We start from the raw sequence: 24,229 nt of genomic DNA, 5'->3' as shown, positions 1-24,229 counted from the left end.
AATTACGCTAAACGCAATCGGTTTCTTCGAATCCGTCATTCCGCCACCCTCTCGCAAGGAATTCCAGCAATGTCTCAAGCATCCCGTGTCCTGAATGCAACGCTGCGCAACAAGATCATGTCGGCCGACGAAGCGGCGGCGCTGATCCCGTCGGGGGTCAATGTCGGCATGAGCGGCTTCACCGGTTCGGGTTATCCGAAACTGGTGCCGGCAGCGCTGGCCCGCCACATCAACAAGCACAATCAGGCGGGCGAGAAGTTCAGGATCGGCGTATGGACCGGCGCCTCGACGGCGCCGGAACTCGACGGCGCGCTGGCCAGCGTCGACGGCGTCGAAATGCGCCTGCCCTACCAGTCCGACCCGACCTGCCGGCGGCGCATCAACGCCGGCGAGATGGAGTACATCGATATCCATCTGTCGCACGTCGCGCAGTTCGTCTGGTTCGGTTTCCTCGGCAAGCTCGACATCGCCGTCGTTGAAGTCGCCGGCATCCGCGAAGACGGCAGCCTGATTCCCTGTTCGTCAATCGGCAACAACAAGACCTGGCTCGACCAGGCCGACAAGATCATCCTCGAGGTCAACTCCTGGCAGAACCCGGAGCTCGAAGGCATGCACGACATCTACTACGGCACGCAACTGCCGCCGAACCGCATGCCGATTCCGATCGTCCGTCCGGGCGACCGCATCGGCGAGCAGTACTTCCGCTGCGATCCGGACAAGGTCATCGCCGTCGTCGAAACGCACTCGCCCGACCGCAACACGCCATTCACGCCGCCCGACAACGACTCGCGCCGCATCGCCGGCCACGTCATCGAATTCCTCGAGCACGAGGTGAAGAAGGGCCGCCTGCCGGCCAACCTGCTGCCGCTGCAGTCGGGCGTCGGCAACATCGCCAACGCGGTGATGGCCGGCCTCAACGACAGCAAGTTCGAACACCTGACCGCCTACACCGAGGTGTTGCAGGACGGCATGCTCGACCTGATCAAGTCGGGCAAGCTCGACTTCGCTTCGGCGACCGCCTTCTCGCTCAGCCCGGACGCGCTCGCCAACCTCAACGCCAACATGCGCCAGTACCGCGACAAGATCCTGCTGCGCCCGCAGGAAATCAGCAATCACCCGGAAGTGATCCGTCGCCTCGGCATCATCTCGATGAACGGCATGATCGAAGCCGACATCTACGGCAACGTCAATTCGACGCACATCATGGGCAGCGCGATCATGAACGGCATCGGCGGCTCGGGCGACTTCGCGCGCAACGCCTACCTTTCGATGTTCGTGACGCCGTCGCAGGCCAAGGGTGGCGCCATTTCGTGCATCGTGCCGATGGTTTCGCACGTCGATCACACCGAGCACGACGTGCAGGTACTGGTCACCGAACAGGGCCTCGCCGACCTGCGCGGACTGTCGCCGAAGCAGCGCGCCAAGGTGGTGATCGAGAACTGTGCGCACCCGGACTTCCGCCCGGCGCTGCGCGAGTACTACGAACGCGCGCTGCACAGCGGCAACGGCCGGCAGACGCCGCACATCCTCGACGAAGCACTGTCCTGGCACAGCCGCTACCAGAAGACCGGCAGCATGCGCTGAGCGCCTGCCGAACGAGAAGCGGCGGGCAAGACCGCCAGACGTTTGCCCGCCACTCTCCTCAGCAAGTCCCGAAAACCGCCCGATGGGCGGTTTTTTCCTGCCTGAACGCCCGGAAAGGCTCAGAGCTGGGACCTGAAGTAGTTGAACGAATGAACAAAGGCGTCGCGCACCTTTTCTACTTCGGCGACCATGCCGCCCCACGACTCCTCGCCACTGGCCTTGAGTTCGTCGAGCTTGGCGAGGGCCTGTCGGTATTGCAGGCGCAGATTGCTCACTTCGGCCTTGTACTTGTCGCGCGCCTCGGCCTTGGCACCGGCAACCTTGCTTTCGAGTTCGTCGATCTTGACGTTCAGATCGTCGAGCTGCAGCTTGATTTTCCTGGTGTATTCGTCGCGGGATTTTGTCATGATCATTGTTCCTTTCATTGAGTAAGCGGCTAGACCCGCTTCAGGTTCGCGCTCAGTGTGCGCTGCAGACACCGTTCCGACCCGACTCGAACAGAAACCAGGTGCGTCGTTCGCTTTCGTCGATCCAGCCTTCGATCAGACTGGCGCTGGCGATGTCGTGGTATTCGGCACACAGCTCGTGCACCTCGCGCAAACGCTCGGCCAGCACCTCGTTGTCGTCGCGCAGTTCGGCCAGCATGTCCTGCGGTTCGACGTAATCGGCATCGTTGTCGAGCACGCGCTGGTTGCGCGCGATATGCCCGATCGAGCGCAGCGTGGTGCCGCCGAGCTTGCGCACGCGCTCGGCAAGCGGATCGGTCATCGCAAAGAGCTGCAGCGCCTGCTCGTCGAACAGCAGGTGATAGTCGCGAAAATGCGGCCCGCTCATGTGCCAGTGGAAGTTCTTGGTTTTCAGATAGAGCGCAAATACATCCGCGAGGATGGCGTTCAGTGCTGCGCCAACATCGCGGGTGGCCCTGACTTTCAGGTCGCTCGGCGTCGCCAGTGGCGACTTGCGCAGCTGCTTCAGATCATGCGTCTTGTCTTCGGCTGATTTCTTCATGCTCTCCATCCTGGTGAGGGTGACGTGAGTCGGCGTAGCGGTCGCTGCGCAAGCTGTCGCGCACTGCTGATGCGGACGATGCGCCGGCCGCAGCGACTGCGTCTGTGCTCTGGCGCACGCAGCGCCCCTCGCCGGGAACAGCGAGGCCGGAATTGCCGGCCTTCTGTGCGCTGCCAGACAGACGTCTGTACGGGCAAACACCGACACTGCGGCGGGCATGAACGCATCGTCATGCCGCGCCCGGACCTGCGGGCTCCGAACCTGAACCCGAAAGGAAGTCAAATGAAAACTGTGCCCATGATTCCGCACCTGCCCCGCGGGCTGGTGCTGGCGTCGTCGCTGCTCGTCGTCCTGGCCGGATGCGCCAGCACGCCGGCGCCCACCCAGCAGATGGCGGTCGCCGAAGCCGCCGTGCAGCACGCCAGTACCAACAGCACCAACGAGAACGCCGCCGCTGAACTGCGCATTGCGGTCGACAAGCTGACCAGCGCCCGGCAGGCGGTACTCAACAACGAATACGAGCGTGCCCAGCAGCTGGCCGAACAGGCCGAAGTCGACGCACAGGTCGCCGAACTGCACGCGCAGTCCGAACGCTCACGCAAGGCGGCGCAGGAATCGCAGGAAGCCGCCCGTGCCCTGCGCGAAGAAATCAATCGCAAGACGCCCCGCTAAGCAGAACTGGAGACTTACATGAACATGCGCTTTTATCGTCCGGTCTATGGGCCGATCGGCCTCATCACTCTTGCTGCCGCCTTGTCGGCGTGCGGCACGGTACCCGACCGCAACTACGCGCTGGACCAGGCGCGTACCCGCTATGTCATGGCGCAGAACGACCCGCAAGTGCTCAAGCTGGCGCCCGGCGAACTGAAACGCGCTGAAGAAACGCTGCGCCTGGCCGAGCAATCGAGCGTCAATGGCGCGCCGCCGGCCACCGTCGACCACCTTGCCTACATGACCAAGCAGCGCGTCACCATCGCGCAGGAAACCGCCTCCAGCCGCTACGCGCAGTCGATCACCGCGGCAGCGGCCGGCGAACGTGATCGCACCCGTCTGGGCATGCGCACGCGTGAAGCCGATCAGGCCAATGCCGACGCCCGCCGCAGCGAAGCGCGCGTTGAACGCAGCGATGCCCGCGCCAACGATCTGGCAGCACAACTGCAGGAGCTGAAGGCCAAAAAGACCGATCGCGGTCTGGTCGTGACGCTTGGCGACGTACTGTTCGACAACGCCAGTTCCAGCCTGACCTCGGCCTCGTCGGGAGACATGGCCAAGCTGGCGGCAGTGTTCAGGCAGAACCCGCTGCTGAAGGCATCGATCGAGGGCTATACCGACAGCGTCGGTAGCGCCAATGCCAACTACGCGCTGTCGGAACGGCGCGCCAACGCGGTGCTGGTGGCGCTGGTCAAGCTTGGCGTCCCGGCCGACCGGCTGAGCACGCAAGCGCACGGCCAGGAAAGCCCGGTCGCCAATAACGCGACCGCGGCCGGACGGCAGTTGAACCGTCGTGTCGAGATCGTTTTTGCGCAGGACGCGCCTGCGCGCTGAGGAGGATCGGCAGACGCCGCGCGTCTGCCGGCCGGCAAGCGGACGAGTGATCGGCACGCCGCATCGCACGTCCGCCTGCCGGCGGCGTAATGCTCCGGGATGGCCCGGAAGCGCCGGCTGGCGCGACCGTCGCACGGCACGCTCCTTGCGCAGGACAGGCAGGAACCACTTTTCTGTCGGTCTTGCGACATGCATGCTCTCCCGCATCTTTCCGCCGCGCATCCCTCTGCCGCCACCCGGCTGCCCCCCGCCCTGCTTGAGCGCTTTGCCCGCCAACGACTGGCGCGCGGCCATCTGCTCAGCACCCCGGGCGCGGCGCACAACCGCATCCTTTATCTGCAGGAAGGGCGCATCCGCGTCTTTGTCGCCAGCGAAGACAAGGAACTGACGCTCGCCTACCTGAGTGCAGGCGAGCTGTTCAGCACGCACACGCGCGCCTACCTGCGCTGCGAAAGCGCGTGCACGCTGCTCTCCATGCCGACCGGCGAGTTCGCGCGCAGCATGGCCAACGAACCGGGAATGCTCGGGCTGGTGATGCCGGTGCTCGGGCGCATCCTCGACAACAGCATCGCGCTGATCGAAGACCTTGCCTTCCGCGACGTCGCCGGACGGCTTGCGCGCTTCATGCTGGTCAGCGCGCGGCAGCAGGGCGTGGCGCTGGCGCCGGGAATGCGCTTCACCCTCGACCTTGCCGCCAGCGAGATCGCGCTGCTGCTCGGCTGCACGCGGCAGACCGTCTCCAGTCTGTTCAAGCGCATGGAGCGCGAAGCGATCATCACGCGCTCGGCGCGGCGCCAGTTCGTCGTGCTGCAGCCTGATCTGCTGCTGCGCTGGCAAGAGGGCGGTGCGGCCGCAGACAGCGCAGAAACTGTCGGCTAGCCGACATCACGCCGCCGCCGGACTGGCTAGGATGGAGTTCTCTCAATCACTGCCATGACCGCCATGACCTGCCCTTGCCGCAACAAGCCCGCCGAAGAGGCGGTAACTGACGCCAAACGCGACCGCTACGTCAGCTTCATCGGCCTCGAGTGCGATGCCAAAGCCGCGACGCTGATGCAGCGCATCCGCGACTACATCGACGATCCGCAGCACAGCAACGTGTTCTGGGAGTACTTCAAGAAGAAGGCTGCCGGCGGCAGCGGCCCGCGTCCGGACCCGCTCTTCCTGATCCACAGCAATCTGAACCAGATCCGCGAGCTGTTCGAAGACAAGGGCGACGAGGACGCGCTGCGCCTGCTCGACAACATTGAAGAGGAATGCTGCTGAACCGGCTTTCGCTGGCGCCTTCTGCCGGCAGTGCGCTTGGCTGCGCCGTCGTCAGCCGCTTCCAGACAGCGATCTCAGCAGACATCGACCCATTCGCCGTCGGTCAGCTCCGCCAGCAGTGCCGGTGACAGGCGCACGGCGCTGTGCGTCGCGCCGGCCGCCGGCAGCACCTCGTCGTAGGCACGCAATGACTGATCGAGGTAGACCGGCAGCGGACTGGCCAGACCGAAGGGACAGACGCCACCCACCGGATGACCGGTCAGCTCGACCACTTCGTCCTGCGCCAGCATCTTGCCCTTGCCGAAGCGCGCCTTGAATTTCTGGTGACTGACGCGCGCATCGCCGCTGGCGACGAGCAGGATCACCCGCCCGTCGGACAGACGGAAAGCCAGCGTCTTGGCAATACGCCCGGGCTCGACGCCATGCGCCGCCGCGGCCAGCGCGACGGTCGCGGTGCTGACGTCGAGCTCGATGATCGGGATGTCGAGATTCCTCTCCCGGAAAAAAGCGCTGACAGATTCAAGACTCATCGATTTCCGCGCCGCAATGGTCAATAAATGGTCGGTTATTGACGTTCAACGCCCGAGTGCGCGCAGATCGAGGCGGCCGTCGAGCAGCGGCGGGCACCAGTAGTAGCCGCCGCTGATCGGACGACTGATGCGGAACATGCCGTCGACGATACCGTCGACGAGCCCGCTCATGCGTGTCAGTTGCGCCTCGAAGGCATCGAGGCTGTGGCCGAAGGCGAGAAAGGCGAGCCCGCAGCTGTCACCCTCGCTCCAAGGCATCGAGCGACGCAGAACGAAGGCTTCCGGTGTGAAGCTCTCCTGCGCCGTGCGCTTGACGTGCGCCGATTCGGGCGCGTCCGCAAGCTCCTCGTTGTCGCTGCGCCGGCGGCCGATGATGTGGTCGCGCTCGCCTTCCGGCAGCTTATCGAAAGCGGCGAGATCGTGTTGCCAGTTCTGCACGGCGGCGAAGCTGCTGCCGGCCAGTCCGGGCGCATCGCCGCTGACCAGTGCGGCAGCGTCGGCGTCTTCGCCGCTCGGGTTCTCGGTGCCATCCTCGTAGCCGGTGAGGTCGTGACCGGTCTGGTACACGAAGGCCTCATTGATCTGCAGCAGACGCAGCGCCGGGGCAAGCGCCGCAGCCAGCTCCCGCGTGCGGTGCAGCAGTTCGCCGCGATCGTCGCCGCGCAACCAGCACCACAGCGCGTACTGGGTCGACGGCACGTCAACGCCGGCACCGGCGAGCGCAGGAAAGATGCGCAATCCGTCGACCTTGCCGCCGAGCGCCTGTACCAGCGAAGCGCCGAAACCGACGACCAGCGCGTCGCCGTCAGCCAGACGCCGCAGCGCGGCCAGCGCGGCATCAAGCCCGGCGGCAGATTCGAGCGTGAAGTAAAGATGCCTCGCCTGACTTGGCAAGGGAGCGAGAATACCGTTCTGGTGCTGGGACATGCGAGGATCCGTCAGTCAAAAAAAGACGGATTCTACCCGGCGCATTGCCGCGTTGTACGCCGTGGCGGCAAGTCGACAACGGAAGCATCGACGGCGCTGGCACCGCACAAATGTGGCCGATGTCGGTGTTCTTCGCCACAAGGAGTGAAAGTAGCTGAAACAGCGAAGAAAACCGACGGCAGAAATGAAAAAACCGCCCGGAAGGCGGTTTGTTCATTGTGTCTTTTGGTCGGGGTGAGAGGATTCGAACCTCCGACTCCTGCGTCCCGAACGCAGTACTCTACCAGGCTGAGCTACACCCCGACGGTGCTTTTTGCGCTAAAAGTTACGCGCAACTGCAAAGGACGGCAATTCTAGCAGCGAATCCTTGTAATGGGAAGCGGGAAGCGAATCAAGTGCGCGAATTGCCAGTTCGGCTTCGGCGTGAGCGGCCTTTTCGGCGTATTCCAGCGCGCCCGTTGCACGAATCGCCGCCATCACTTGCGGGAACGCCTCGCGACCACCGTTTTCGATGGCAGCGCGCACACAGTCCGCCTGCTCGGATGTTCCGTGCTGCATGACGTAGATCAGCGGCAGCGTCGGCTTGCCCTCGGCCAGATCGTCGCCGAGGTGCTTGCCGGTTTCGGCTTCGCTGCCCGAGTAATCGAGAATGTCGTCGACCAGCTGGAAAGCCGTTCCCAGATGCATGCCAAACTTGCCGAGACCGTTTTCGATCTCGGGCGAGGCGCCGCCGATGATGCCGCCCAGGCGGGCGGCGGCGTCGAACAGCTTTGCCGTCTTCGAGCGGATCACGTGCAGGTAGCGTGCCTCGTCGACGTCGCTGTCGTGACAGTTCATCAACTGCATCACCTCGCCTTCGGAGATGATCGTCGTCGCTTCGCACATCACGCTCATCACGCGCATGTCGCCGATATCGACCATCATCTGGAAAGCGCGCGAGTAGAGGAAATCGCCAACGAGAATGCTCGCCGCGTTGCCGAAGGTCGAGTTGGCGGTTTCGCGGCCACGACGGAGTTCCGACTCGTCAACGACATCGTCGTGCAGCAAGGTCGCCGTATGGATGAACTCGATGACGGCCGCCAGCTGATGGTGGCGATCGCCCTGGTAGCCGAGCGCGCCGGCAGCGAGCAGAACGAGCGCCGGACGCATGCGCTTGCCACCGCTCTGGACGATGTACTCGGCGACCTGACGCACGAGGACTACGTCCGAATACAGCCGCGCACGGATGACCGCGTCGACGGCCTGCATGTCCGTCTTGATCAGACTGTATAACTGAGGTTCCAGCTTCACCGGGGGAACGCCTTGGCGAAAAAACGGCAAATCTTAGGCGCCACCGCCGATAGCGTCAAGCTGAAAGACACTCTGCCGGGCCTGCCACCCGGCCGGCTCATTGAGAACGGAGTGCAGGCACGGCCCGCAAATGCAAGGCATGCAGCGCGTCCGCCGGCGGCGGCTTGGCAAAGCGCGGGAAACCTTTGACGCACCGGGAGAAATCCGTATAATGCGCGGTTCGTTTCACTTCGTTTCCGTTCCTTGGAGTCCAACATGTACGCGGTCATAAAAACCGGTGGCAAGCAATATCGCGTTGTCGCTGGCGAAAAATTGAAAATAGAACAGATACCGGCAGAAGTTGGCGCAGAAATCACGATCGACCAGATCCTCATGGTAGGTGAAGGTGAATCGGTGAAGATCGGCGCTCCGCTCGTCGCTGGCGCCACCGTCAAGGCAACCGTCCTCGCGCAGGGCCGCCACGACAAGATCAAGATCTTCAAGATGCGTCGCCGCAAGCACTATCGGAAGAATCAGGGCCATCGCCAGAACTACACCGAGATCCGCATCGACGGCATCGCGGCGTAATCCTTGGCCTGTTAGAGAGGAATCTGAAAAATGGCACACAAAAAAGCAGGCGGCAGTTCGCGTAACGGCCGCGACTCAGAATCGAAGCGCCTTGGCGTAAAGCGCTACGGTGGCCAGCTGGTCGCTGCCGGCAACATCATCGTTCGCCAGCGCGGCACCGAGTTCCACCCGGGTGAAAACGTCGGCATCGGCAAGGACCATACGCTGTTCGCGCTGGTCGAAGGCCGCGTCGCTTTCACCATCAAGGGTGAACGCCGTCGTCGCACGGTCAGCATCGTCCCGGCAGCCTGATCGCCCCTGACGACACCTACCGTCGCCGAAAAGCCCTATCCTCGCGATAGGGCTTTTTAGTTTTCGGCGACGCAAAAACCACGGAGACCGACCCATGAAATTCATTGACGAAGCGAAAATTTTCGTCGCCGCCGGCGATGGCGGCAACGGCATCGCCTCGTTCCGGCGCGAGAAGTATGTGCCGATGGGCGGACCCGACGGTGGCGACGGTGGCCGCGGCGGCAGCGTGTACGCGGTCGCCGACCGCAACATCAACACCCTGGTCGAATATCGCTTCACGCGCAAGCTGCTCGCGCAGCGCGGCGAGAACGGCGGTTCGGCCGACTGTTACGGCAAGGGCGGCGACGATATCGTGCTGCACATGCCGGTCGGCTCGGTGATTACCGACCTGACCACCGGCGAAGTGATCGCCGACCTCGACGTCGACGGCAAGCGCGTCCTCATCGCCAAGGGCGGCAAGGGCGGTCTCGGCAACATCCACTTCAAGTCGAGCGTCAATCGCGCGCCGCGCCAATGCACCAAGGGCGAACCGGGCGAGGAGCGCGACCTGAAGATCGAACTGCGCGTTCTCGCCGACGTCGGTCTGCTCGGCCTGCCCAACGCCGGCAAGAGCACCTTCATCCGCGCCGTTTCGGCGGCCAAGCCGAAAGTCGCCGACTACCCGTTCACCACGCTGCATCCGAATCTCGGCGTCGTCCGCGTCGCTGAGAACAAGAGCTTCGTCATCGCCGACATTCCGGGCCTGATCGAAGGCGCGGCCGACGGTGCCGGCCTCGGCGTGCGCTTCCTCAAGCATCTGGCGCGCACGCGCGTGCTGCTGCACATCGTCGATCTGGCGCCGCCCGATCCCGAAGCTGACCCGGTGCACGACGCAAAGAGCATCGTCGCCGAACTCGAAAAATACAGCCCCGAGCTTGCGACGCGTCCGCGCTGGCTGATCCTCAACAAGATCGACCTGATCCCCGAAGATGAACGCGAAGACCGTATTCGCGCGTTCCGCGAGGCCTACGGCGACACCGAGGCACCGTGCTTCTGCATCAGCGCGATCAGTGGCGATGGTTGCCGGCCGTTGATTTTCGCGCTGCACGAAGCGCTGCAAAAACTCGCACCGCCGGCTGCGCCCGTCGTCGCCAGGACGGATGCCTTCGCCGATGACGACGAAACGGCCGACACTAATCCTCAGGCTGCCAGCGGAGGCGAGGGAGAAGCCGAGGCATGAGCGAGCAACTGACGGCAGCGCGCCGGCTGGTGGTCAAGGTCGGCTCGGCACTGGTCACCAACAACGGCGCCGGACTCGATCTCGGCGCGATCAACGAGTGGGCGCGACAGATCGCCGTATTGCGCGCCGCCGGCCGCGAAGTGGTGCTGGTGTCCTCGGGCGCCATCGCCTGCGGCATGCAGCGTCTGGGTTGGAGCCGCAGGCCGAGCGCCGTGCATGAGCTGCAGGCCGCCGCCGCCGTCGGTCAGATGGGACTGGCGCAGGTCTATGAAAGCGCCTTTGCCGCGCATCAGCTGCAGACGGCGCAGGTGCTGCTGACGCACGAGGATCTGGCCGACCGCAAGCGCTACCTGAACGCGCGCTCGACGCTGACCACGCTGCTCGGCCTCGGCGTGGTGCCGATCATCAACGAGAACGACACGGTGGTCACCGACGAAATCAAGTTCGGCGACAACGATACGCTCGGCGCGCTGGTCGCCAATCTGGTCGAAGCCGACTGCCTGATCATCCTCACCGACCAGCTCGGCCTGTTCACCGCCGACCCGCGCAAGGATGCGTCGGCGACGCTGATCGGCGAAGCCCGCGCCGGCGACGCTGCGCTGGAAACGATGGCCGGTGGCGCCGGTACACAATACGGCCGCGGCGGCATGATCACCAAGGTGCTTGCCGCCAAGCGCGCAGCACGCAGCGGCGCACACACGGTCATCGCCAGCGGCCGTGAAGCCGAAGTGCTGCCGCGTCTGGCGCGCGGCGAGTCGGTCGGCACGCTGCTCGTCGCCGACACGCAACCGCTGACGGCACGCAAGCAATGGCTTGCCGATCACCTGCAACTGGCGGGAAGCCTGACGCTCGACGCCGGCGCGGTCGACGCGCTGCGCGCCGGCAGCAGCCTGTTGCCAGTGGGTGTGAGCCGAGTGGACGGCGATTTCGAGCGCGGCGCCGCCGTCGCCTGCCTCACGCCGGAGGGTCGCGAAATCGCGCGCGGGCTCGCCAACTACAGCAGCAGCGACGCCCGCCGCATCGCCCGTCATGGCAGCCATGAGCTGGAAGCCATCCTTGGCTATGTTGACGAGCCTGAGCTGATCCACCGCGACAATCTGATCCTGCTCGACTGCTAGGCAGGCGGGAAGTCACGCGGGGTTCCGGCTCCCCCGCTGGCTGGTTGGTTGCCTTAGAGCAAGAGCGGATTCTGGGAGACCTACCGGTGGCACTTGCGGCCGGACGGGCGCCGGGCGCTCCTCATGGCTGCACAAATCGTCGCACCCGGCACCCGCCCGGCCGCTTGATGCAGCGTGGGTGCTGATGCTGAAAAGCGGCACCGTGACCCGGGAGTCCTGGTTTTCTCACCGCACACCACAAATTCCAGCCACAAGCTCGTCGGGGCTGGGGCAACGATTTGTGCAGCCATGAGGCGCCCCGGCCCCAACGACACTGTGCGCGCAAGAGCTTAGAGGCGACTCAGCGGCAGCTGAAGCTCGCGCAACCGACGCTAGAAGAAGAGTTCTGCCAGAGCCCGACCCGGCGACGGGTGGCGCATGAAGCCTTCGCCGACGAGGAAGGCATTGACCGCATGGCCGCGCATGCGCTCGAGGTCGGCCTTGCCGAGAATGCCGCTCTCGGTGACCACGATGCGCCCGGCCGGAATCTGCGGCAGCAGATCGATGGTCGTCTGCAGACTCACCTCGAAGGTACGCAGATTGCGGTTGTTGATGCCGAGCAACGGCGTCTTCAGCTGCAGCGCGAGCTCAAGCTCGGCGGCATCGTGCACCTCGACCAGCACGCCCATTCCCAGCTCGCCGGCGATCGCTTCGAAATCGCGCATCGTCGGCAGGTCGAGTTCGGCAGCGATGAGCAGGATCGCGTCGGCGCCCATCGCCCGCGCTTCATAGACCTGATACGCGTCCACAAGGAAATCCTTGCGTAGCGCCGGCAAGGCGCAGGCCGCGCGTGCCGCCTGCAGGTATTCCGGCGCGCCCTGGAAGAACTGGCGGTCGGTGAGCACCGACAGGCAGGCGGCGCCGTTGCGCTCGTAATCGGCGGCAATTTCGGCCGGGTGGAAGTCAGCGCGGATGACGCCCTTCGACGGACTCGCCTTCTTGATTTCGGCGATCACCGCTGGCTGACCGGCGCTGACGCGGCTGCGGATCGCGCCGACGAAATCGCGCGCCGGCGTCCTGCGGGCGGCGTCCTCCGCCGCGGCACGCACGACGCTCAATGGTCTGGCCGCGACCGCGGCGGCAACTTCTTCGCGCTTGACCGCGCAGATGCGTTTGAGGATGTCGCTCATGCCGCAAAACGCCGCGTGCAGGCGACGAAATCGTCGAGCTTCTGCCGCGCCGCGCCGCTGGCGATCAGCTCGAAGGCGCGCTCGACGCCATCGGCAACGCTCGCTGCGACGCCGGTCACGTACAGGCTGGCGCCGGCGTTGAGCGCAACGATGTCGCGTGCCGGCCCCGGCCGGTTTTCGAGTGCGGCCAGCAGCACCTGCTTCGATTCTTCGACGCTGCCGACGCGCAGCACGCGCGGGTCGTGCACGGCAAGATTGAAATGCTCCGGATGCACGGTGTATTCGCTGACGCGCCCGTCCTTCAGCTCGCCAACACAGGTTTCGCCCGAGATCGAAATCTCGTCGAGCCCGTCGCGGCCATGCACGACCAGCGCCCGCTCGCTGCCCAGGCGCTGCAGCACGCGCACGAGGATGCCGACCAGATCGACGTGAAAGACGCCAAGCAGCTGGTTCGGCGCCGTCGCCGGATTGGTCAGCGGGCCGAGGATGTTGAAGATGGTGCGGATGCCGAGTTCGCGGCGCACCGGACCGGCGTGTTTCATCGCGCTGTGGTGGCTCGGAGCGAACATGAAACCGACGCCGACCGCTTGCAGACAATCGCCGACCTGCTCGGGCGTCAGCATGATGTTGGCGCCGAGCGCCTCAAGCACGTCGGCGCTGCCCGACGACGACGACACCGAACGGCCGCCGTGCTTGGCGACGCGCGCACCGCCGGCAGCGGCGACGAACATCGCTGCCGTCGAGATGTTGAAGGTATGCGCACCGTCGCCACCGGTGCCGCAGGTATCGACCAGCCGCGTCGTGTCGGCCACCGGCACCTTGGTCGACAGCTCGCGCATCACCGACGCCGCGGCGGCGATCTCGCCGATGGTTTCCTTCTTCACGCGCAGGCCGATGATGATCGCGGCGATCAGCACCGGCGATACCTCGCCGCTCATGATCTGCCGCATCAGCGACACCATCTCGTCGTGGAAGATTTCGCGGTGTTCGACGACCCGCGTCAGCGCGTCCTGCGGCTTCATGCAGCGTGCTCCTCAAGGAAGTTCTTCAGCAGATCGTGACCGCGCTCGGAGAGGATCGACTCGGGGTGAAACTGCACGCCCTCGACCGCCAGCGTCTTGTGACGCAATCCCATGATCTCGCCGTCTTCGGTCCACGCCGTCACCTCAAGACAATCGGGCAGGCTGGCGCGCTCGACGGCGAGCGAGTGATAGCGTGTGCAGGAGAGCGGATTGGGCAGACCGCGGAAGACGCCGACATCCTTGTGCTGCACCGGCGACACCTTGCCGTGCATCAGCTTCTGCGCATGCACGACGCGGCCGCCGAAAGCCTCGCCGATCGCCTGATGACCGAGACAGACGCCGAGAATCGGGATCTTGCCGGCGAACTCGCGAATCGCCGCCAGCGACACCCCGGCCTGCGCCGGCGCACACGGCCCGGGCGAAATCACCAGATACTCCGGCGCCGCCGCGGCAATGCCGGCCAGGCTGATGGCGTCGTTGCGCACCACCTGCACCTCCTGCCCCAACTCGCCGAAATACTGGACGATGTTGTAGGTAAAGGAGTCATAGTTGTCGATCATCAGCAGCATAATCAGCCTATCATATTGATTATATTATATATTATCGACGCGCTTTGCTGGCTTGACGCGGTCGCTCATGCGCTTTTGCGTTTGCAGCCCATGCCGCCGACACACCGCGGCGGGAGTCCGGCATTATCCGGCCTCGTCATGCGTCGGGCAAGGAAACGGAACGTGATTCCTCAAGGGTTTCGCGCGGGTCAATGACGGCTCGGCTGCCAATGCCATCGCCACTACCGTAGCACCACACTGGTTGGACATGCGGCCGACGGCTCCTTATGCTGGCGCTCCGGAAACCTTAGTGGAGCAGATGCCGTGGAACCGCCAGAGGCGCTTGCAAGACTTCGCCAGCGCGAAAGCGCCGGCGATTGCATGCGCTTCATTTTCTTCTGGGGACATGAAGAGCCTGATGCCGCCTCCGGCGTGACGAGTGCCTGTCTGAGCCCCTGGTACCCGGCACCTTTTGTCATCGGATCGCAGCTCTACGCAACCGCCGAGCACTTCCTCATGGCGCAGAAGGCGCTCCTCTTCGGCGACACGCACTCGTCGCCTGCATCGTCGATGATCCGGACCCGGCAGTTGCGCAGATCCTCGGTCGCAGGGTCGCCAACTTCGAGCAAGCTGTCTGGAAGCGGCAGCGCTACGAAATCGCCGTTCGCGCGTCGGTCGCCAAGTTCCAGCAGAATCCGCTGCTGGCTCGCTATCTCGATGGCACCGCTGAGCACATCCTCGCCCAGGCAACTGCGCTCGAGGCCGCGTGGGGAATCGGCCTGTCGGCCGATCACCCCGATGCGGTCTGGCCATCGCGCTGGCGCGGGTCGAATCTCCTCGGCTTGGCACTGATGCAGGCACGTCAGCTGCTGCGCAGTCAGGCCTGAGTATTCGCCGGGAAACACCGGCAACGCCTTGATCCATCCCGGATATTGGTCGGGCAGGCGCCCGGGAAAACGATTGACAGCCAGAAAGGCATTCTTATAATGCGAACCGCTCGCAACAACAAGTCGTCGCACCGCCTCTTTTCATGGCCGCGACGGAAATCTTGTTGCGACAGTACCGACGCCCGACCCGGCGTCGCATGACAATCCGTTTTCGTACCACGCTTCGCCCGCCAGCCACCGAAGGAACTCCCGAGGAAGCCAGCTTCCGGCGCCACCAGGAGTTCCCATGCCCGTTTGCCACCGACTGCCGGCCGCGCTGCGCCGTCGCCCGCTCGCCCTTGCCCTCGCCGCGCTGTGCGCCACGCCCGTCTACGCGGCTGAGCCCACCACATCCAGCGAAGAAAAAGTCCTCGGCGCCGTCACCGTCAGCGAGGTCGCCGATGCCGGCGACAATACCGAACGCTCGGGCCTGTACACGGCACGCAAGAGCAGTTCCGCCACCGGCCTCAAACTGTCGCTGCGCGAAACGCCGCAGACGGTGTCGGTGATTTCGCGCAGCCAGCTCAGCGACTTCCGTCTAGACAGCGTCAACGACGCGCTCGCCGCCTCGTCGGGAATCAACGTCGAGCGCGTCGAAACCGACCGCACCTACTACACTGCGCGCGGCTTCGACATCACCAACTTCCAGGCCGACGGCATCGGCCAGCCCTTCGCCTACGGCAACGTCAACGGCGACATCGACACCGTGCTCTACGAGCGAATTGAAGCGGTCTATGGCGCCAACGGGCTGATGTCCGGCACCGGCAATCCCTCGGCGACGGTGAACTTCCTGCGCAAGCGGCCGACCAGCCAGTTCGCGGCTGCGGCCAGCGCCAGCATCGGCTCATGGGGCAAGCAGCGCGTCGAGGGCGACATTTCCGGCAGCCTCGTCGAATCCGGTCGTATACGCGGCCGGCTGATCGCTGCACACGAGGACACGGATTCATACCTCGACCGCTACTCCCGCGAAAAGACGGTCTTCGGCGCCATCGTCGACGTCGATCTCGACGATGTCAGCACGCTCAGCATCGGCCACAGCGAACAACGCAACAAGGCCAGGAGCCCGATGTGGGGCGCGCTGCCGATGCTCTACAGCAACGGCCAGCAGACCAATTACGATGTATCGACCAGCACCGCGAGCGACTGGTCGTACTGGAACTCCAGCGTGCGCAACACCTTTGTCGAACTCAACCGCGAACTCTCCGCAGACTGGCGCCTGCGCGCCGTGCTCACGCGCAACGATTACCGCAACGACGGCGCCCTCTTCTATGCCTACGGCACGCCGGACGCGACGACCGGGCTCGGGCTGCTGGCCTATCCCTCGCGCTACGCGATGAGCAACCGGCAGACGCAGGCCGACGTGTCGGCAAGCGGGCGCGTCAAGCTGTTCGGGCGCACGCATGAACTGGCCTTCGGTGCCAGTTCGGCCGAATCGGTGCTCGACGACATCTCACACTACGGCCAGGGCATCGGCACCGCGCTGCCGTCGCTCGACGACTGGAACGGCAGCTACCCGATGCCGAGCTTCGACGCATCGGTCAACGGCAGCCACTTCGTCTACAAGCAGAAGAGCGCGTACGCCGTCGCCCGGCTGAGCCTTGCCGATCCGCTGACGCTCATCGCCGGCGCCAAACTGACACGGGCGCAAAGCAACGGCACTTCCTACGGCGTTGCCCATGACAGCCAGGCCGATGACGTCACGCCCTACGCCGGCATCGTGTACGCGCTGACCTCACAGCTCAGCACCTACGCCAGCTATACCGACATCTTCACGCCGCAATACCAGACCGACCTCGCCGGTAACACGCTGGCGCCGGTCACCGGCAGCAATCGCGAAATCGGTCTCAAGGGCGAGTTTTTCGCGCGCAAGCTGAACGCTTCGCTGGCGCTGTTCCGCAGCGAGCAACGCAATCTCGCCGAGGCCGCCGGCTACGTCGGCGCGCGCCCCTACCACCGTGCCGTCGACGCGCAGTCGGAAGGCGTGCAGATCGACATCGCCGGTCAGGTCACACCACGCCTGCAACTGAGCATCGGCTATACGCAACTGGCGATCGACGACGACGCCGGCAACGCCGTACGCACCTACATGCCGCGCCGCCTGCTGCGCAGCGCGCTGACCTACCGCGTGCCCGGCATCGAGGGACTGAAGGTCGGCGGCAGCCTGCACTGGCAGGACGACATCTCGCGCACGACCAGCGGTGGCGAGATCAGGCAGAAAGCCTACGCCGTCACCAACCTGATGGCCCGCTACGACTTCGACCGGCAGTGGAGCGTCTCGGCCAACCTCAACAACGTCACCAACGAGAAGTACCTCACCAGCCTGTACTGGGATCAGTCCTACTACGCGGCGCCGCGCAACCTGAGCGTGTCGCTCAACTGGAAGTACTGAGCCGGCGATGCGCGCCTGGCTCGTCATCGCGCATCGCTGGTTCGGGCTGTCCTGCGCGCTGTTCCTGACGGTCGCCGGCCTGACCGGCGCCGTCATCGCCTGGGACCACGAACTCGATGCCTGGCTCAACCCGGCCTTCTACCGGACGGGCAGCACGGCGGCGCCGCTGCCGGCGGCTGAACTCGCCGCCCGGCTGGAGCGCGCCGAGCCGGCGCTGCAGATCCGCTACCTGCCGCTCGCCGTGGCGCCGGGCGAGACGCTCACCGTCTTCGTCGAGCCGCGTCCGGAACCGGCGACCGGCGTGCTCGCCGAACTCGGCTACTCGCAGGTAGCGATCGACCCAGCCAGCGGCGAGGTGCTGGCGCGCCGCGAGTGGGGCCGCGCTGCACTCGATCGCAAGCATCTGCTGCCCTTCCTCTACAAGCTGCACTACAGCCTGCACCTGCCCGACGCCTTCGGCCTGCCGCTCGGCACGCTGTTCATGGGCGGCATCGCCATCGTCTGGCTGATCGACACGCTGCTGGCGCTCGTTATCGCCTTTCCCAGCCGGGGCAGCTGGCGGCAGTCCTTCGCCTTCCGCTGGCGCGCTGGCGGCTATCGCCTCAACTTCGACCTGCACCGCTCGGGCGGCGTCTGGCTGTTCCCGCTGCTACTGACTCTGGCGCTCACCTCGGTGTCGATGAACCTGAAGAACGAGGTGATGCGGCCGCTGGTCGCTGCCGTCTCGCCACTGACGCCGTCTCCGGCGACGCTGCGGACCGAACCGCCGGCGCCCGGCGAACGCGTTCTCGCCTTTACCGACATCGTCGACATCGCCGAGCGCGAGGCGCTGGCGCACGGCATCACTGCGCCGCCCGGCGGCGTCTGGCGCGACAGCCTCCATGGCGTGTATGGCGTCGGCTTCTTCGCCGCCGGCGCCAGTCATGGCGACGGCGGGCTCGGCAATCCATGGCTGTACTTCGACGCCCGCGACGGGCGCGTACTCGGCGCCGACGTACCCGGCACTGGTACGGCCGGAGACATCTTCCTGCAGGCGATGTTTCCGCTGCACTCGGGACGCATCGCCGGGCTTGCCGGGCGCATCGTCGTTTCGGCCTGCGGACTGCTGATCGCCGCTCTGTGCGTCACCGGGCTGGTGATCTGGGCGCGCAAGCGGCGGGCCCGCCGACACGCCGAACGCGTGCGCGCGCCACTGACATCAGTGCGGGAATTCAGTACGTGAGCAAGGTGCTGCAACGAACACCCCACCGGCAAGGCCCGGCGCGCAGGCCAGCCTGCGCCGGGCGCCCGCTTTCAGCGCATGCCGGGCATCATGCCTTTCATGCTGCGCATCATCTTGCCGATGCCGCCGCGCGAGAACTGCTTCATCATCTTGCGCGTCTGCTCGAACTGGTTGAGCAGCCGGTTGACCTCCTGCACCTGCACGCCGGCGCCAGTGGCAATACGCCGTTTGCGCGAGGCCTTGATCAGGTCGGGATTGGCGCGCTCGTGCGGCGTCATCGAGTTGATGATGCCTTCGATGCGCAGTATCGACTTGTCGGCGGCACCCGCCGGCATCTGCCCCGCGGCCTTGGCAAACTGCGCCGGCAGCTTGTCGAGCATGCCGCCGACGCCGCCCATCTTGCGCATCTGCACGATCTGCTCGCGAAAGTCGGCAAGGTCGAAATCCTTGCCCGACTTGAGCTTCTTGGCCAGCGCGACGGCCTTTTCCTGGTCGACGCCCTTCTGTGCCTCCTCGATCAGCGACAGCACGTCGCCCATGCCGAGGATGCGCGAAGCCATGCGCTCAGGATGGAAAGGCTCGAGGCCGCCGAGCTTTTCGCCGATACCGGCAAACTTGATCGGCCGGCCGGTAACGTGGCGCACCGACAGTGCCGCGCCGCCGCGCGCGTCGCCGTCGAGCTTGGTCAGCACGACGCCGGTCAGCGGCAAGGCCTCGTTGAAGGCGCGCGCGGTATTGACCGCGTCCTGGCCGAGCATGGCGTCGACGACGAACAGCGTTTCGATCGGTTTCAGCGCCGCGTGCAGTTCGGCGATCTCGCGCATCATCGCTTCGTCGATCGCCAGCCGGCCGGCGGTATCGACGAGCAGCACCTCGTGGTGATGGCGCTTCGCCCAGTCGACCGCACCGCGCGCGATGTCGAGCGGCTTGTCGTCGACCGTCGACGGGAAGAAGTCGACGCCGGCCTGACCGGCAACGGTCTTCAGCTGCGCGATGGCCGCAGGACGATAGACGTCGCAGGAAACGACCAGTACCTTCTTCTTCTGCGTCTCGCGCAAAAGCTTGGCCAGCTTGCCAACGGTGGTCGTCTTGCCGGCGCCCTGCAGACCGGCCATCAGGATGATCGCCGGCGGCTGCGTCGCCAGATTCAGGCCGACGTGCGCTTCGCCCATCAGCCGCGTCAGTTCGCGATGGACGACACCGATCAGCGCCTGCCCCGGCGACAGCGAGCCGACCACTTCCTCGCCGATCGCCTTCTCGCGCACGGCGGCAATGAAGTCCTTGACGACCGGCAGGGCAACGTCCGCCTCAAGCAGCGCCATGCGCACTTCGCGCAGCGCGTCGGCGATATTGTCTTCAGTCAGTCGTGCCTCGCCTCGCAGCGTCTTGACGACACGACCGAGGCGCTGGGAAAGGTTCTCGAGCATTTGGCTTCCGGCTTGGTGTAAACTTGAGCAATGAGCGATATTCTACTGCAACTTCCCTACCCCATCGTCGCGGCACTCCTCTACGCCGCGCTTGGCTACCACTTCTGGAACACGCGCTGGCGCGAAACCGACAAGCCACACATCGCGCTACCGATGCAGACGTGGGAACGCGCGTCGATTTTCGCTGCGTTGCTGGTCCACGGCACCGGTCTTTACCTCGAACTTTTTGGCTATGGCGGCATGCGCTTCTCGTTCAGCCTGGCGCTTTCGTTGATGCTCTGGCTGGCGGTACTGATCCACCTGCTGGAAAGCTTTCATGCGCGCATGGACGGCCTGCAGCCGATGGTGATGCCGCTGGCCGCTATCTGCGCCTTCCTGCCGGCGGCATTCTCGGATGCGCATGAATTGATGCACGCCCGCGAACTCGGCTTCAAGCTGCACTTCCTCGCCGCCATGCTCGCTTACAGCCTGTTCACGCTGGCGGCGCTGCACGCCGTATTCATCGGCTTTGCCGAACGTCAGCTGCACCGGCGTGCGATGACGCGCGGCCTCGGCAGTCTGCCGCCGATCCTGACCATGGAAGCGATTCTCTTCCACATGATGGCGGTGGCTTTCGTGCTGCTCAGCTTCGCGCTGGGTAGCGGCCTGTTCTTCTCGGAAGAAATCTTCGGCAAGGCCTTTGCGTTCGACCACAAGACCGTATTTGCCTTCGCCTCCTGGGGCATTTTCGCGCTGCTGCTGATCGGCCGTCACTTCTATGGCTGGCGCGGACGTCTGACCTTGCGCTGGACGCTGATCGGCTTCGGCATGCTGCTGCTGACCTACGTCGGCAGCCAGTTCGTCGTCGACGTACTGATCGACCGCAGCTGACCCTCGGTGTAACGGAAGCGGCCCGCGCCGCTTCCGTTACACGCTTGACAGGCGCCGCTGCCTGTCGCGATACTCGGCGCGTCGATTTCGACAGCCAGTCAAGGACTTACCCGCTCCGTGGAAGACGACTTACCACTGCCGGCACTGTTCGCCGCGCTCGGCGTCCTGCTGGTCCTTTCCGGCTTCTTCTCGATGTCGGAAACGGCGATGATGGCGGCCAACCGCTATCGCTTGCGCCATCTGGCGCAAAAAGGCCATCGCGGCGCAATCCAGGCACTCGGCCTGCTGGAAAACCTCGATCGCCTGCTCGGCGTCATCCTGCTCGGCAACAATCTGATCAACGCGGCATCGGCAACGCTGGTCAGCGTCATCACGATCCAGTTGTTCGGCGATGAAAAATGGGTGCTCGGCGTCAGCACGCTGTTCGTCACCTTCGCCATCCTTGTCGTCTCCGAGATTTCGCCGAAAGTCATCGGCGCGCGCTATGCCGACCGGCTGGCGATCTTTGTCGGCTATGTGCTCAAGCCGCTGCTGCGCTATGCCTACCCGGTCGTCTGGTTCGTCAATCTGTTCGTCAAGGCGCTGTTGCGCCTGCTGCGCCTTCCCACCGGCCCGGACACCAACGCCGGCCGGCTGAGCACTGAGGAGCTGCGCACGCTGGTGCTCGAATCGGGCAATTTCATCCCGCCCAAGCACAAGAGCCTGCTCGTCAATCTGTTCGAGCTCGAAGAAATCACCGTCGAGGACGTGATGACACCACGCGCCTCGATCGAGGCGCTTGACCTTGATGCGCCCTGGGAAGAAGTTACCGCGCGCATGGCGACGAGCTATCACACGCGTCTGGCGGTCTATCGCGGCGATCCCGACAACATCGTCGGCGTTGTCCACCTGCGCCGGCTGCTTGGCCCGATCCAACGCGGCGAGCTGACGCAGGAAGCACTCGCCGGTTACGTGCAGGAGCCCTACTTCATCCCCGCCGGCACGCCGGTGGTCGCGCAGCTGCAATTCTTCCAGGACAACCGCCGGCGCACCGGCCTCGTCGTCGACGAATATGGTGACGTGCTCGGGCTGGTGACGATGGAAGACATCGTCGAGGAGATCATCGGCGAGTTCACTACCTCGCTGCCCGGCGGCTCCGGCTCGCTCAAATGGGGCGAAGACGGCAGTGTGCTCGTCGAGGGGCGGCGCCCCCTGCGCGAAATCAACCGCAAGCTCGGGCTGAAGCTGCCGCTCGACGGGCCGAAAACGCTGAACGGCCTGATTGTCGAGTACTTCCGTGACATCCCGGAAGCCGGCATCGGCATCAAGATCGCCGGCGTGCCGATCGAAATCGTGCAGACCGAGAACCGCAGCATCCGCGTCGCGCGCATCTTCCGGCCGAAGAAATGAGGGCTGCGGCGCGCTTTCCCGGCGCGCCGCCACGACTTTTCCCCGCCGCGGAAAATGCCGGCGGCAGCGAGTCCACGCGCTGGCGGCGTCTTTACAAACACCGGCGCGCAATGCATCATCAGCCGATTCATGCAGCATGGCCGGCGTCCCCGCGCCCTTTGCCCCCTCAAGGCTCCCCGACTAGCGAAAGATGGCCGCCAATCCGCAATCCGCGCCGCTCAGCGGCCTAGCCCGCGCGCTCGTACAGGCCGGCCGGCTCAAGGAGGCCGAGGCCGAGTCTTTGCTGACGCAGGCGGCGGCGAGCCGGACCAGCTTCATCGAGCAGATGATCGCGGCGAAGAAAGCGAGCGCCCTTGAAATCGCCCGCTTTGCCGCAGACACTTTCGGCTTCCCGCTGCTCGACCTCGCCGCGTTCGACGAAGCACATCTGCAACAGAATGCGATCGACCGCAAGCTGATCGCCACGCATCGGGTCATCCCGCTGTACAAGCGCGGCAACCGGCTGGCGGTCGCCACCGCCGACCCGACCAACCTGCGCGCACTCGACGAGATCCGCTTTCAGACCGGGATGGCCGTCGACCCGGTGGTGGTCGAGGAAAACAAGCTGGCGCCGGTCGTTGCCAAACTGTCGGAATCGACCGAAGACACGCTGAAAAGCCTCGCCAGCGACGACATCAACCTCGAATTCACCGACGATGACGCGCAGGCCAAGGCCGACGAAGCATCGACCGTCGAGGTCGACGATGCACCGGTCGTGCGCTTCATCCAGAAAATGCTGCTCGACGCGATCAACGACGGCGCTTCCGACATCCACTTCGAGCCCTACGAGAAGAGCTATCGCATCCGCTTCCGCGTCGATGGCGTGCTGCGTGAAATCGCCTCGCCGCCGCTGGTGATCAAGGAAAAGATCGCCTCGCGCATCAAGGTCATCTCGCGCCTGAACATCGCCGAGAAACGCGTGCCGCAGGATGGCCGCATGAAGCTGGTACTGTCGAAGAGCCGCACCATCGACTTCCGCGTCAGCACGCTACCGACGCTTTACGGCGAAAAGATCGTGCTGCGCATCCTTGACCCGAGCAGCGCGCAGCTCGGCATCGAGGCGCTCGGCTACGATCCGGACCAGAAAGCCCTGTTGCTCGACGCCATACAGCGCCCCTACGGCATGGTGCTGGTGACCGGACCGACCGGCTCGGGCAAGACGGTGTCGCTGTACACCTGCATCAACATCCTCAACGAGCCGGGGATCAACATTTCGACGGCCGAAGACCCGGCCGAAATTCCGCTGCCCGGCATCAACCAGGTAAACATCGACGACCGCAGCGGGCTGAGCTTCCCGGTGGCGCTGAAAGCCTTCCTGCGCCAGGACCCGGACATCATCATGGTCGGTGAAATCCGCGACCTCGAAACCGCCGAAATCTCGATCAAGGCGGCGCAGACAGGGCACATGGTACTGTCGACGCTGCACACCAACGACGCGCCGTCGACCTTGACACGCTTGATGAACATGGGCATCCCCACGTTCAACATTGCCTCGAGCATTCTGCTGATCACGGCGCAGCGCCTGGCGCGCCGCCTGTGCAACTGCAAGCAGCCGATCGACGTGCCGGTGGAAACCCTGCTCAATGCCGGCTTCAGCGAAGCCGACCTCGACGGTGGCTGGACGCTCTACGGACCGGGCGCCTGTGATCGTTGCAAGGGCAGCGGCTACAAGGGACGCGTCGGCATCTATCAGGTCATGCCGGTGACCGAGGATATCCAGCGCATCATCATGGCCAACGGATCAGAAATCGATATCGCTGAACAGGCCGCCAAAAACGGCGTACGCGACCTGCGCCAGTCCGGATTGATCAAAGTAAAACAAGGACTTACCTCTCTAGAGGAAGTTCTGGCAACGACCAACCTGTAGGCGGAGAGCACGGGGA

Annotated in this window: 24 protein-coding genes and 1 tRNA gene; 15 read left to right on the top strand and 10 right to left on the bottom strand. The window is 64.8% G+C overall.

The genetic code is table 11. The features are described 5' to 3' along the window. Nucleotides 1-69 precede the first annotated feature (69 nt). Nucleotides 70-1,584 carry an acetyl-CoA hydrolase/transferase family protein gene (locus GGD90_RS09045; protein WP_153116207.1) on the top strand — a complete coding sequence of 505 codons (1,515 nt, stop codon included), beginning with the start codon at nucleotides 70-72 and terminating at the stop codon, nucleotides 1,582-1,584. 119 nt (nucleotides 1,585-1,703) lie between these two features. Here the strand turns inward: GGD90_RS09045 and GGD90_RS09040 are convergent, their stop codons facing one another. After that, nucleotides 1,704-1,991 (bottom strand): sll1863 family stress response protein, encoded by a 288-nt coding sequence (locus GGD90_RS09040; protein ID WP_153116206.1) that lies wholly within the window; start codon nucleotides 1,989-1,991, stop codon nucleotides 1,704-1,706. Nucleotides 1,992-2,043: 52 nt separating this feature from the next. Then, on the bottom strand, nucleotides 2,044-2,592 hold the full coding sequence (locus GGD90_RS09035) for a Dps family protein (RefSeq protein ID WP_153116205.1): 549 nt from the start codon (nucleotides 2,590-2,592) through the stop codon (nucleotides 2,044-2,046). A gap of 282 nt (nucleotides 2,593-2,874) precedes the next feature. Between GGD90_RS09035 and GGD90_RS09030 the strand changes: the two genes are divergently transcribed. From GGD90_RS09030 to cowN, 4 genes are all read left to right on the top strand, one after another. Beyond that, complete coding sequence (locus GGD90_RS09030; RefSeq protein ID WP_184415046.1) at nucleotides 2,875-3,264, top strand: DUF4398 domain-containing protein; 390 nt, start codon at nucleotides 2,875-2,877, stop codon at nucleotides 3,262-3,264. 18 nt (nucleotides 3,265-3,282) lie between these two features. Then, complete coding sequence (locus GGD90_RS09025; protein WP_153116203.1) at nucleotides 3,283-4,137, top strand: OmpA family protein; 855 nt, start codon at nucleotides 3,283-3,285, stop codon at nucleotides 4,135-4,137. A gap of 189 nt (nucleotides 4,138-4,326) precedes the next feature. Next, nucleotides 4,327-5,016: a Crp/Fnr family transcriptional regulator gene (locus GGD90_RS09020; protein WP_184415044.1), complete on the top strand. Its 690-nt coding sequence runs from the start codon at nucleotides 4,327-4,329 to the stop codon at nucleotides 5,014-5,016. Nucleotides 5,017-5,070: 54 nt separating this feature from the next. Then, complete coding sequence (cowN, locus tag GGD90_RS09015; RefSeq protein ID WP_228273690.1) at nucleotides 5,071-5,403, top strand: N(2)-fixation sustaining protein CowN; 333 nt, start codon at nucleotides 5,071-5,073, stop codon at nucleotides 5,401-5,403. Between the two features lie 74 nt (nucleotides 5,404-5,477). On the opposite strand, the gene GGD90_RS09010 is transcribed toward cowN, so the two are convergent. The 4 genes from GGD90_RS09010 to GGD90_RS08995 all read right to left on the bottom strand — a co-directional run bounded on the left by GGD90_RS09010 (nucleotide 5,478) and on the right by GGD90_RS08995 (nucleotide 8,108). Next, nucleotides 5,478-5,933: a YbaK/EbsC family protein gene (locus GGD90_RS09010; protein WP_153116201.1), complete on the bottom strand. Its 456-nt coding sequence runs from the start codon at nucleotides 5,931-5,933 to the stop codon at nucleotides 5,478-5,480. Between the two features lie 45 nt (nucleotides 5,934-5,978). Then, the gene (locus tag GGD90_RS09005; RefSeq protein ID WP_153116200.1) at nucleotides 5,979-6,860 is read right to left on the bottom strand and encodes a Dyp-type peroxidase; all 882 of its coding nucleotides are present in this window, start codon (nucleotides 6,858-6,860) and stop codon (nucleotides 5,979-5,981) included. 226 nt (nucleotides 6,861-7,086) lie between these two features. After that, a tRNA-Pro gene (locus GGD90_RS09000) sits at nucleotides 7,087-7,163 on the bottom strand. A gap of 15 nt (nucleotides 7,164-7,178) precedes the next feature. After that, entirely contained in the window at nucleotides 7,179-8,108 is a 930-nt protein-coding gene (locus tag GGD90_RS08995; RefSeq protein ID WP_153116246.1) for a polyprenyl synthetase family protein, read from the bottom strand. 297 nt (nucleotides 8,109-8,405) lie between these two features. On the opposite strand from GGD90_RS08995, the gene rplU reads away from it, so the two are divergent. From rplU to proB, 4 genes are all read left to right on the top strand, one after another. Next, on the top strand, nucleotides 8,406-8,717 hold the full coding sequence (gene rplU / locus GGD90_RS08990) for a 50S ribosomal protein L21 (protein ID WP_153116245.1): 312 nt from the start codon (nucleotides 8,406-8,408) through the stop codon (nucleotides 8,715-8,717). A 30-nt stretch (nucleotides 8,718-8,747) separates the two neighbouring features. After that, the gene (rpmA, locus tag GGD90_RS08985) at nucleotides 8,748-9,008 is read left to right on the top strand and encodes a 50S ribosomal protein L27 (protein WP_153116199.1); all 261 of its coding nucleotides are present in this window, start codon (nucleotides 8,748-8,750) and stop codon (nucleotides 9,006-9,008) included. Nucleotides 9,009-9,102: 94 nt separating this feature from the next. Continuing rightward, nucleotides 9,103-10,227, top strand: a complete 1,125-nt coding sequence (cgtA, locus tag GGD90_RS08980; protein ID WP_153116198.1) for an Obg family GTPase CgtA — start codon at nucleotides 9,103-9,105, stop codon at nucleotides 10,225-10,227. Next, nucleotides 10,224-11,345 carry a glutamate 5-kinase gene (gene proB, locus GGD90_RS08975; RefSeq protein WP_153116197.1) on the top strand — a complete coding sequence of 374 codons (1,122 nt, stop codon included), beginning with the start codon at nucleotides 10,224-10,226 and terminating at the stop codon, nucleotides 11,343-11,345. Before cgtA ends, proB begins: the two co-directional genes overlap by 4 nt. A 371-nt stretch (nucleotides 11,346-11,716) precedes the next feature. On the opposite strand, the gene trpC is transcribed toward proB, so the two are convergent. Genes trpC through GGD90_RS08960 form a run of 3 tightly spaced genes read right to left on the bottom strand, consistent with a single transcriptional unit; the run spans nucleotide 11,717 to nucleotide 14,105 of the window. Next, a complete protein-coding gene (gene trpC, locus GGD90_RS08970; RefSeq protein WP_153116196.1) occupies nucleotides 11,717-12,514 on the bottom strand; it encodes an indole-3-glycerol phosphate synthase TrpC in 798 nt (265 codons plus the stop codon). Then, nucleotides 12,511-13,536 (bottom strand): anthranilate phosphoribosyltransferase, encoded by a 1,026-nt coding sequence (gene trpD / locus GGD90_RS08965; RefSeq protein WP_153116195.1) that lies wholly within the window; start codon nucleotides 13,534-13,536, stop codon nucleotides 12,511-12,513. The genes trpC and trpD overlap by 4 nt, the downstream gene beginning before the upstream one ends. After that, nucleotides 13,533-14,105 (bottom strand): aminodeoxychorismate/anthranilate synthase component II, encoded by a 573-nt coding sequence (locus GGD90_RS08960; protein ID WP_153116194.1) that lies wholly within the window; start codon nucleotides 14,103-14,105, stop codon nucleotides 13,533-13,535. The genes trpD and GGD90_RS08960 overlap by 4 nt, the downstream gene beginning before the upstream one ends. A 422-nt stretch (nucleotides 14,106-14,527) precedes the next feature. Here GGD90_RS08960 and GGD90_RS18400 point away from each other — a divergent pair, with 422 nt between their 5' ends. The 3 genes from GGD90_RS18400 to GGD90_RS08945 all read left to right on the top strand — a co-directional run bounded on the left by GGD90_RS18400 (nucleotide 14,528) and on the right by GGD90_RS08945 (nucleotide 18,621). Beyond that, nucleotides 14,528-14,971: an NADAR domain-containing protein gene (locus GGD90_RS18400; protein ID WP_153116244.1), complete on the top strand. Its 444-nt coding sequence runs from the start codon at nucleotides 14,528-14,530 to the stop codon at nucleotides 14,969-14,971. A 286-nt stretch (nucleotides 14,972-15,257) separates the two neighbouring features. Then, nucleotides 15,258-17,399, top strand: coding sequence for a TonB-dependent siderophore receptor (locus tag GGD90_RS08950; protein ID WP_153116193.1), 2,142 nt, complete (start codon nucleotides 15,258-15,260; stop codon nucleotides 17,397-17,399). A 7-nt stretch (nucleotides 17,400-17,406) separates the two neighbouring features. Beyond that, nucleotides 17,407-18,621 (top strand): PepSY-associated TM helix domain-containing protein, encoded by a 1,215-nt coding sequence (locus tag GGD90_RS08945; protein WP_153116192.1) that lies wholly within the window; start codon nucleotides 17,407-17,409, stop codon nucleotides 18,619-18,621. 71 nt (nucleotides 18,622-18,692) lie between these two features. Here GGD90_RS08945 and ffh read toward each other — a convergent pair whose 3' ends face one another. Continuing rightward, the gene (gene ffh / locus GGD90_RS08940; protein WP_153116191.1) at nucleotides 18,693-20,048 is read right to left on the bottom strand and encodes a signal recognition particle protein; all 1,356 of its coding nucleotides are present in this window, start codon (nucleotides 20,046-20,048) and stop codon (nucleotides 18,693-18,695) included. A 30-nt stretch (nucleotides 20,049-20,078) separates the two neighbouring features. Here ffh and GGD90_RS08935 point away from each other — a divergent pair, with 30 nt between their 5' ends. From GGD90_RS08935 to pilB, 3 genes are all read left to right on the top strand, one after another. Continuing rightward, nucleotides 20,079-20,918, top strand: coding sequence for a cytochrome C assembly family protein (locus GGD90_RS08935; protein WP_153116190.1), 840 nt, complete (start codon nucleotides 20,079-20,081; stop codon nucleotides 20,916-20,918). A 117-nt stretch (nucleotides 20,919-21,035) separates the two neighbouring features. Beyond that, a complete protein-coding gene (locus GGD90_RS08930; protein ID WP_228273688.1) occupies nucleotides 21,036-22,307 on the top strand; it encodes an HlyC/CorC family transporter in 1,272 nt (423 codons plus the stop codon). Nucleotides 22,308-22,497: 190 nt separating this feature from the next. Further along, nucleotides 22,498-24,213 (top strand): type IV-A pilus assembly ATPase PilB, encoded by a 1,716-nt coding sequence (gene pilB, locus GGD90_RS08925; RefSeq protein WP_153116189.1) that lies wholly within the window; start codon nucleotides 22,498-22,500, stop codon nucleotides 24,211-24,213. Nucleotides 24,214-24,229 lie beyond the last annotated feature (16 nt).

The sequence above is a fragment of the Rhodocyclus tenuis genome, assembly GCF_014197755.1.
GTDB lineage: Bacteria > Pseudomonadota > Gammaproteobacteria > Burkholderiales > Rhodocyclaceae > Rhodocyclus > Rhodocyclus tenuis.
Note: the sequence above shows the minus strand (reverse complement) of the source record. Positions and strands in the feature narration are given on the sequence as shown.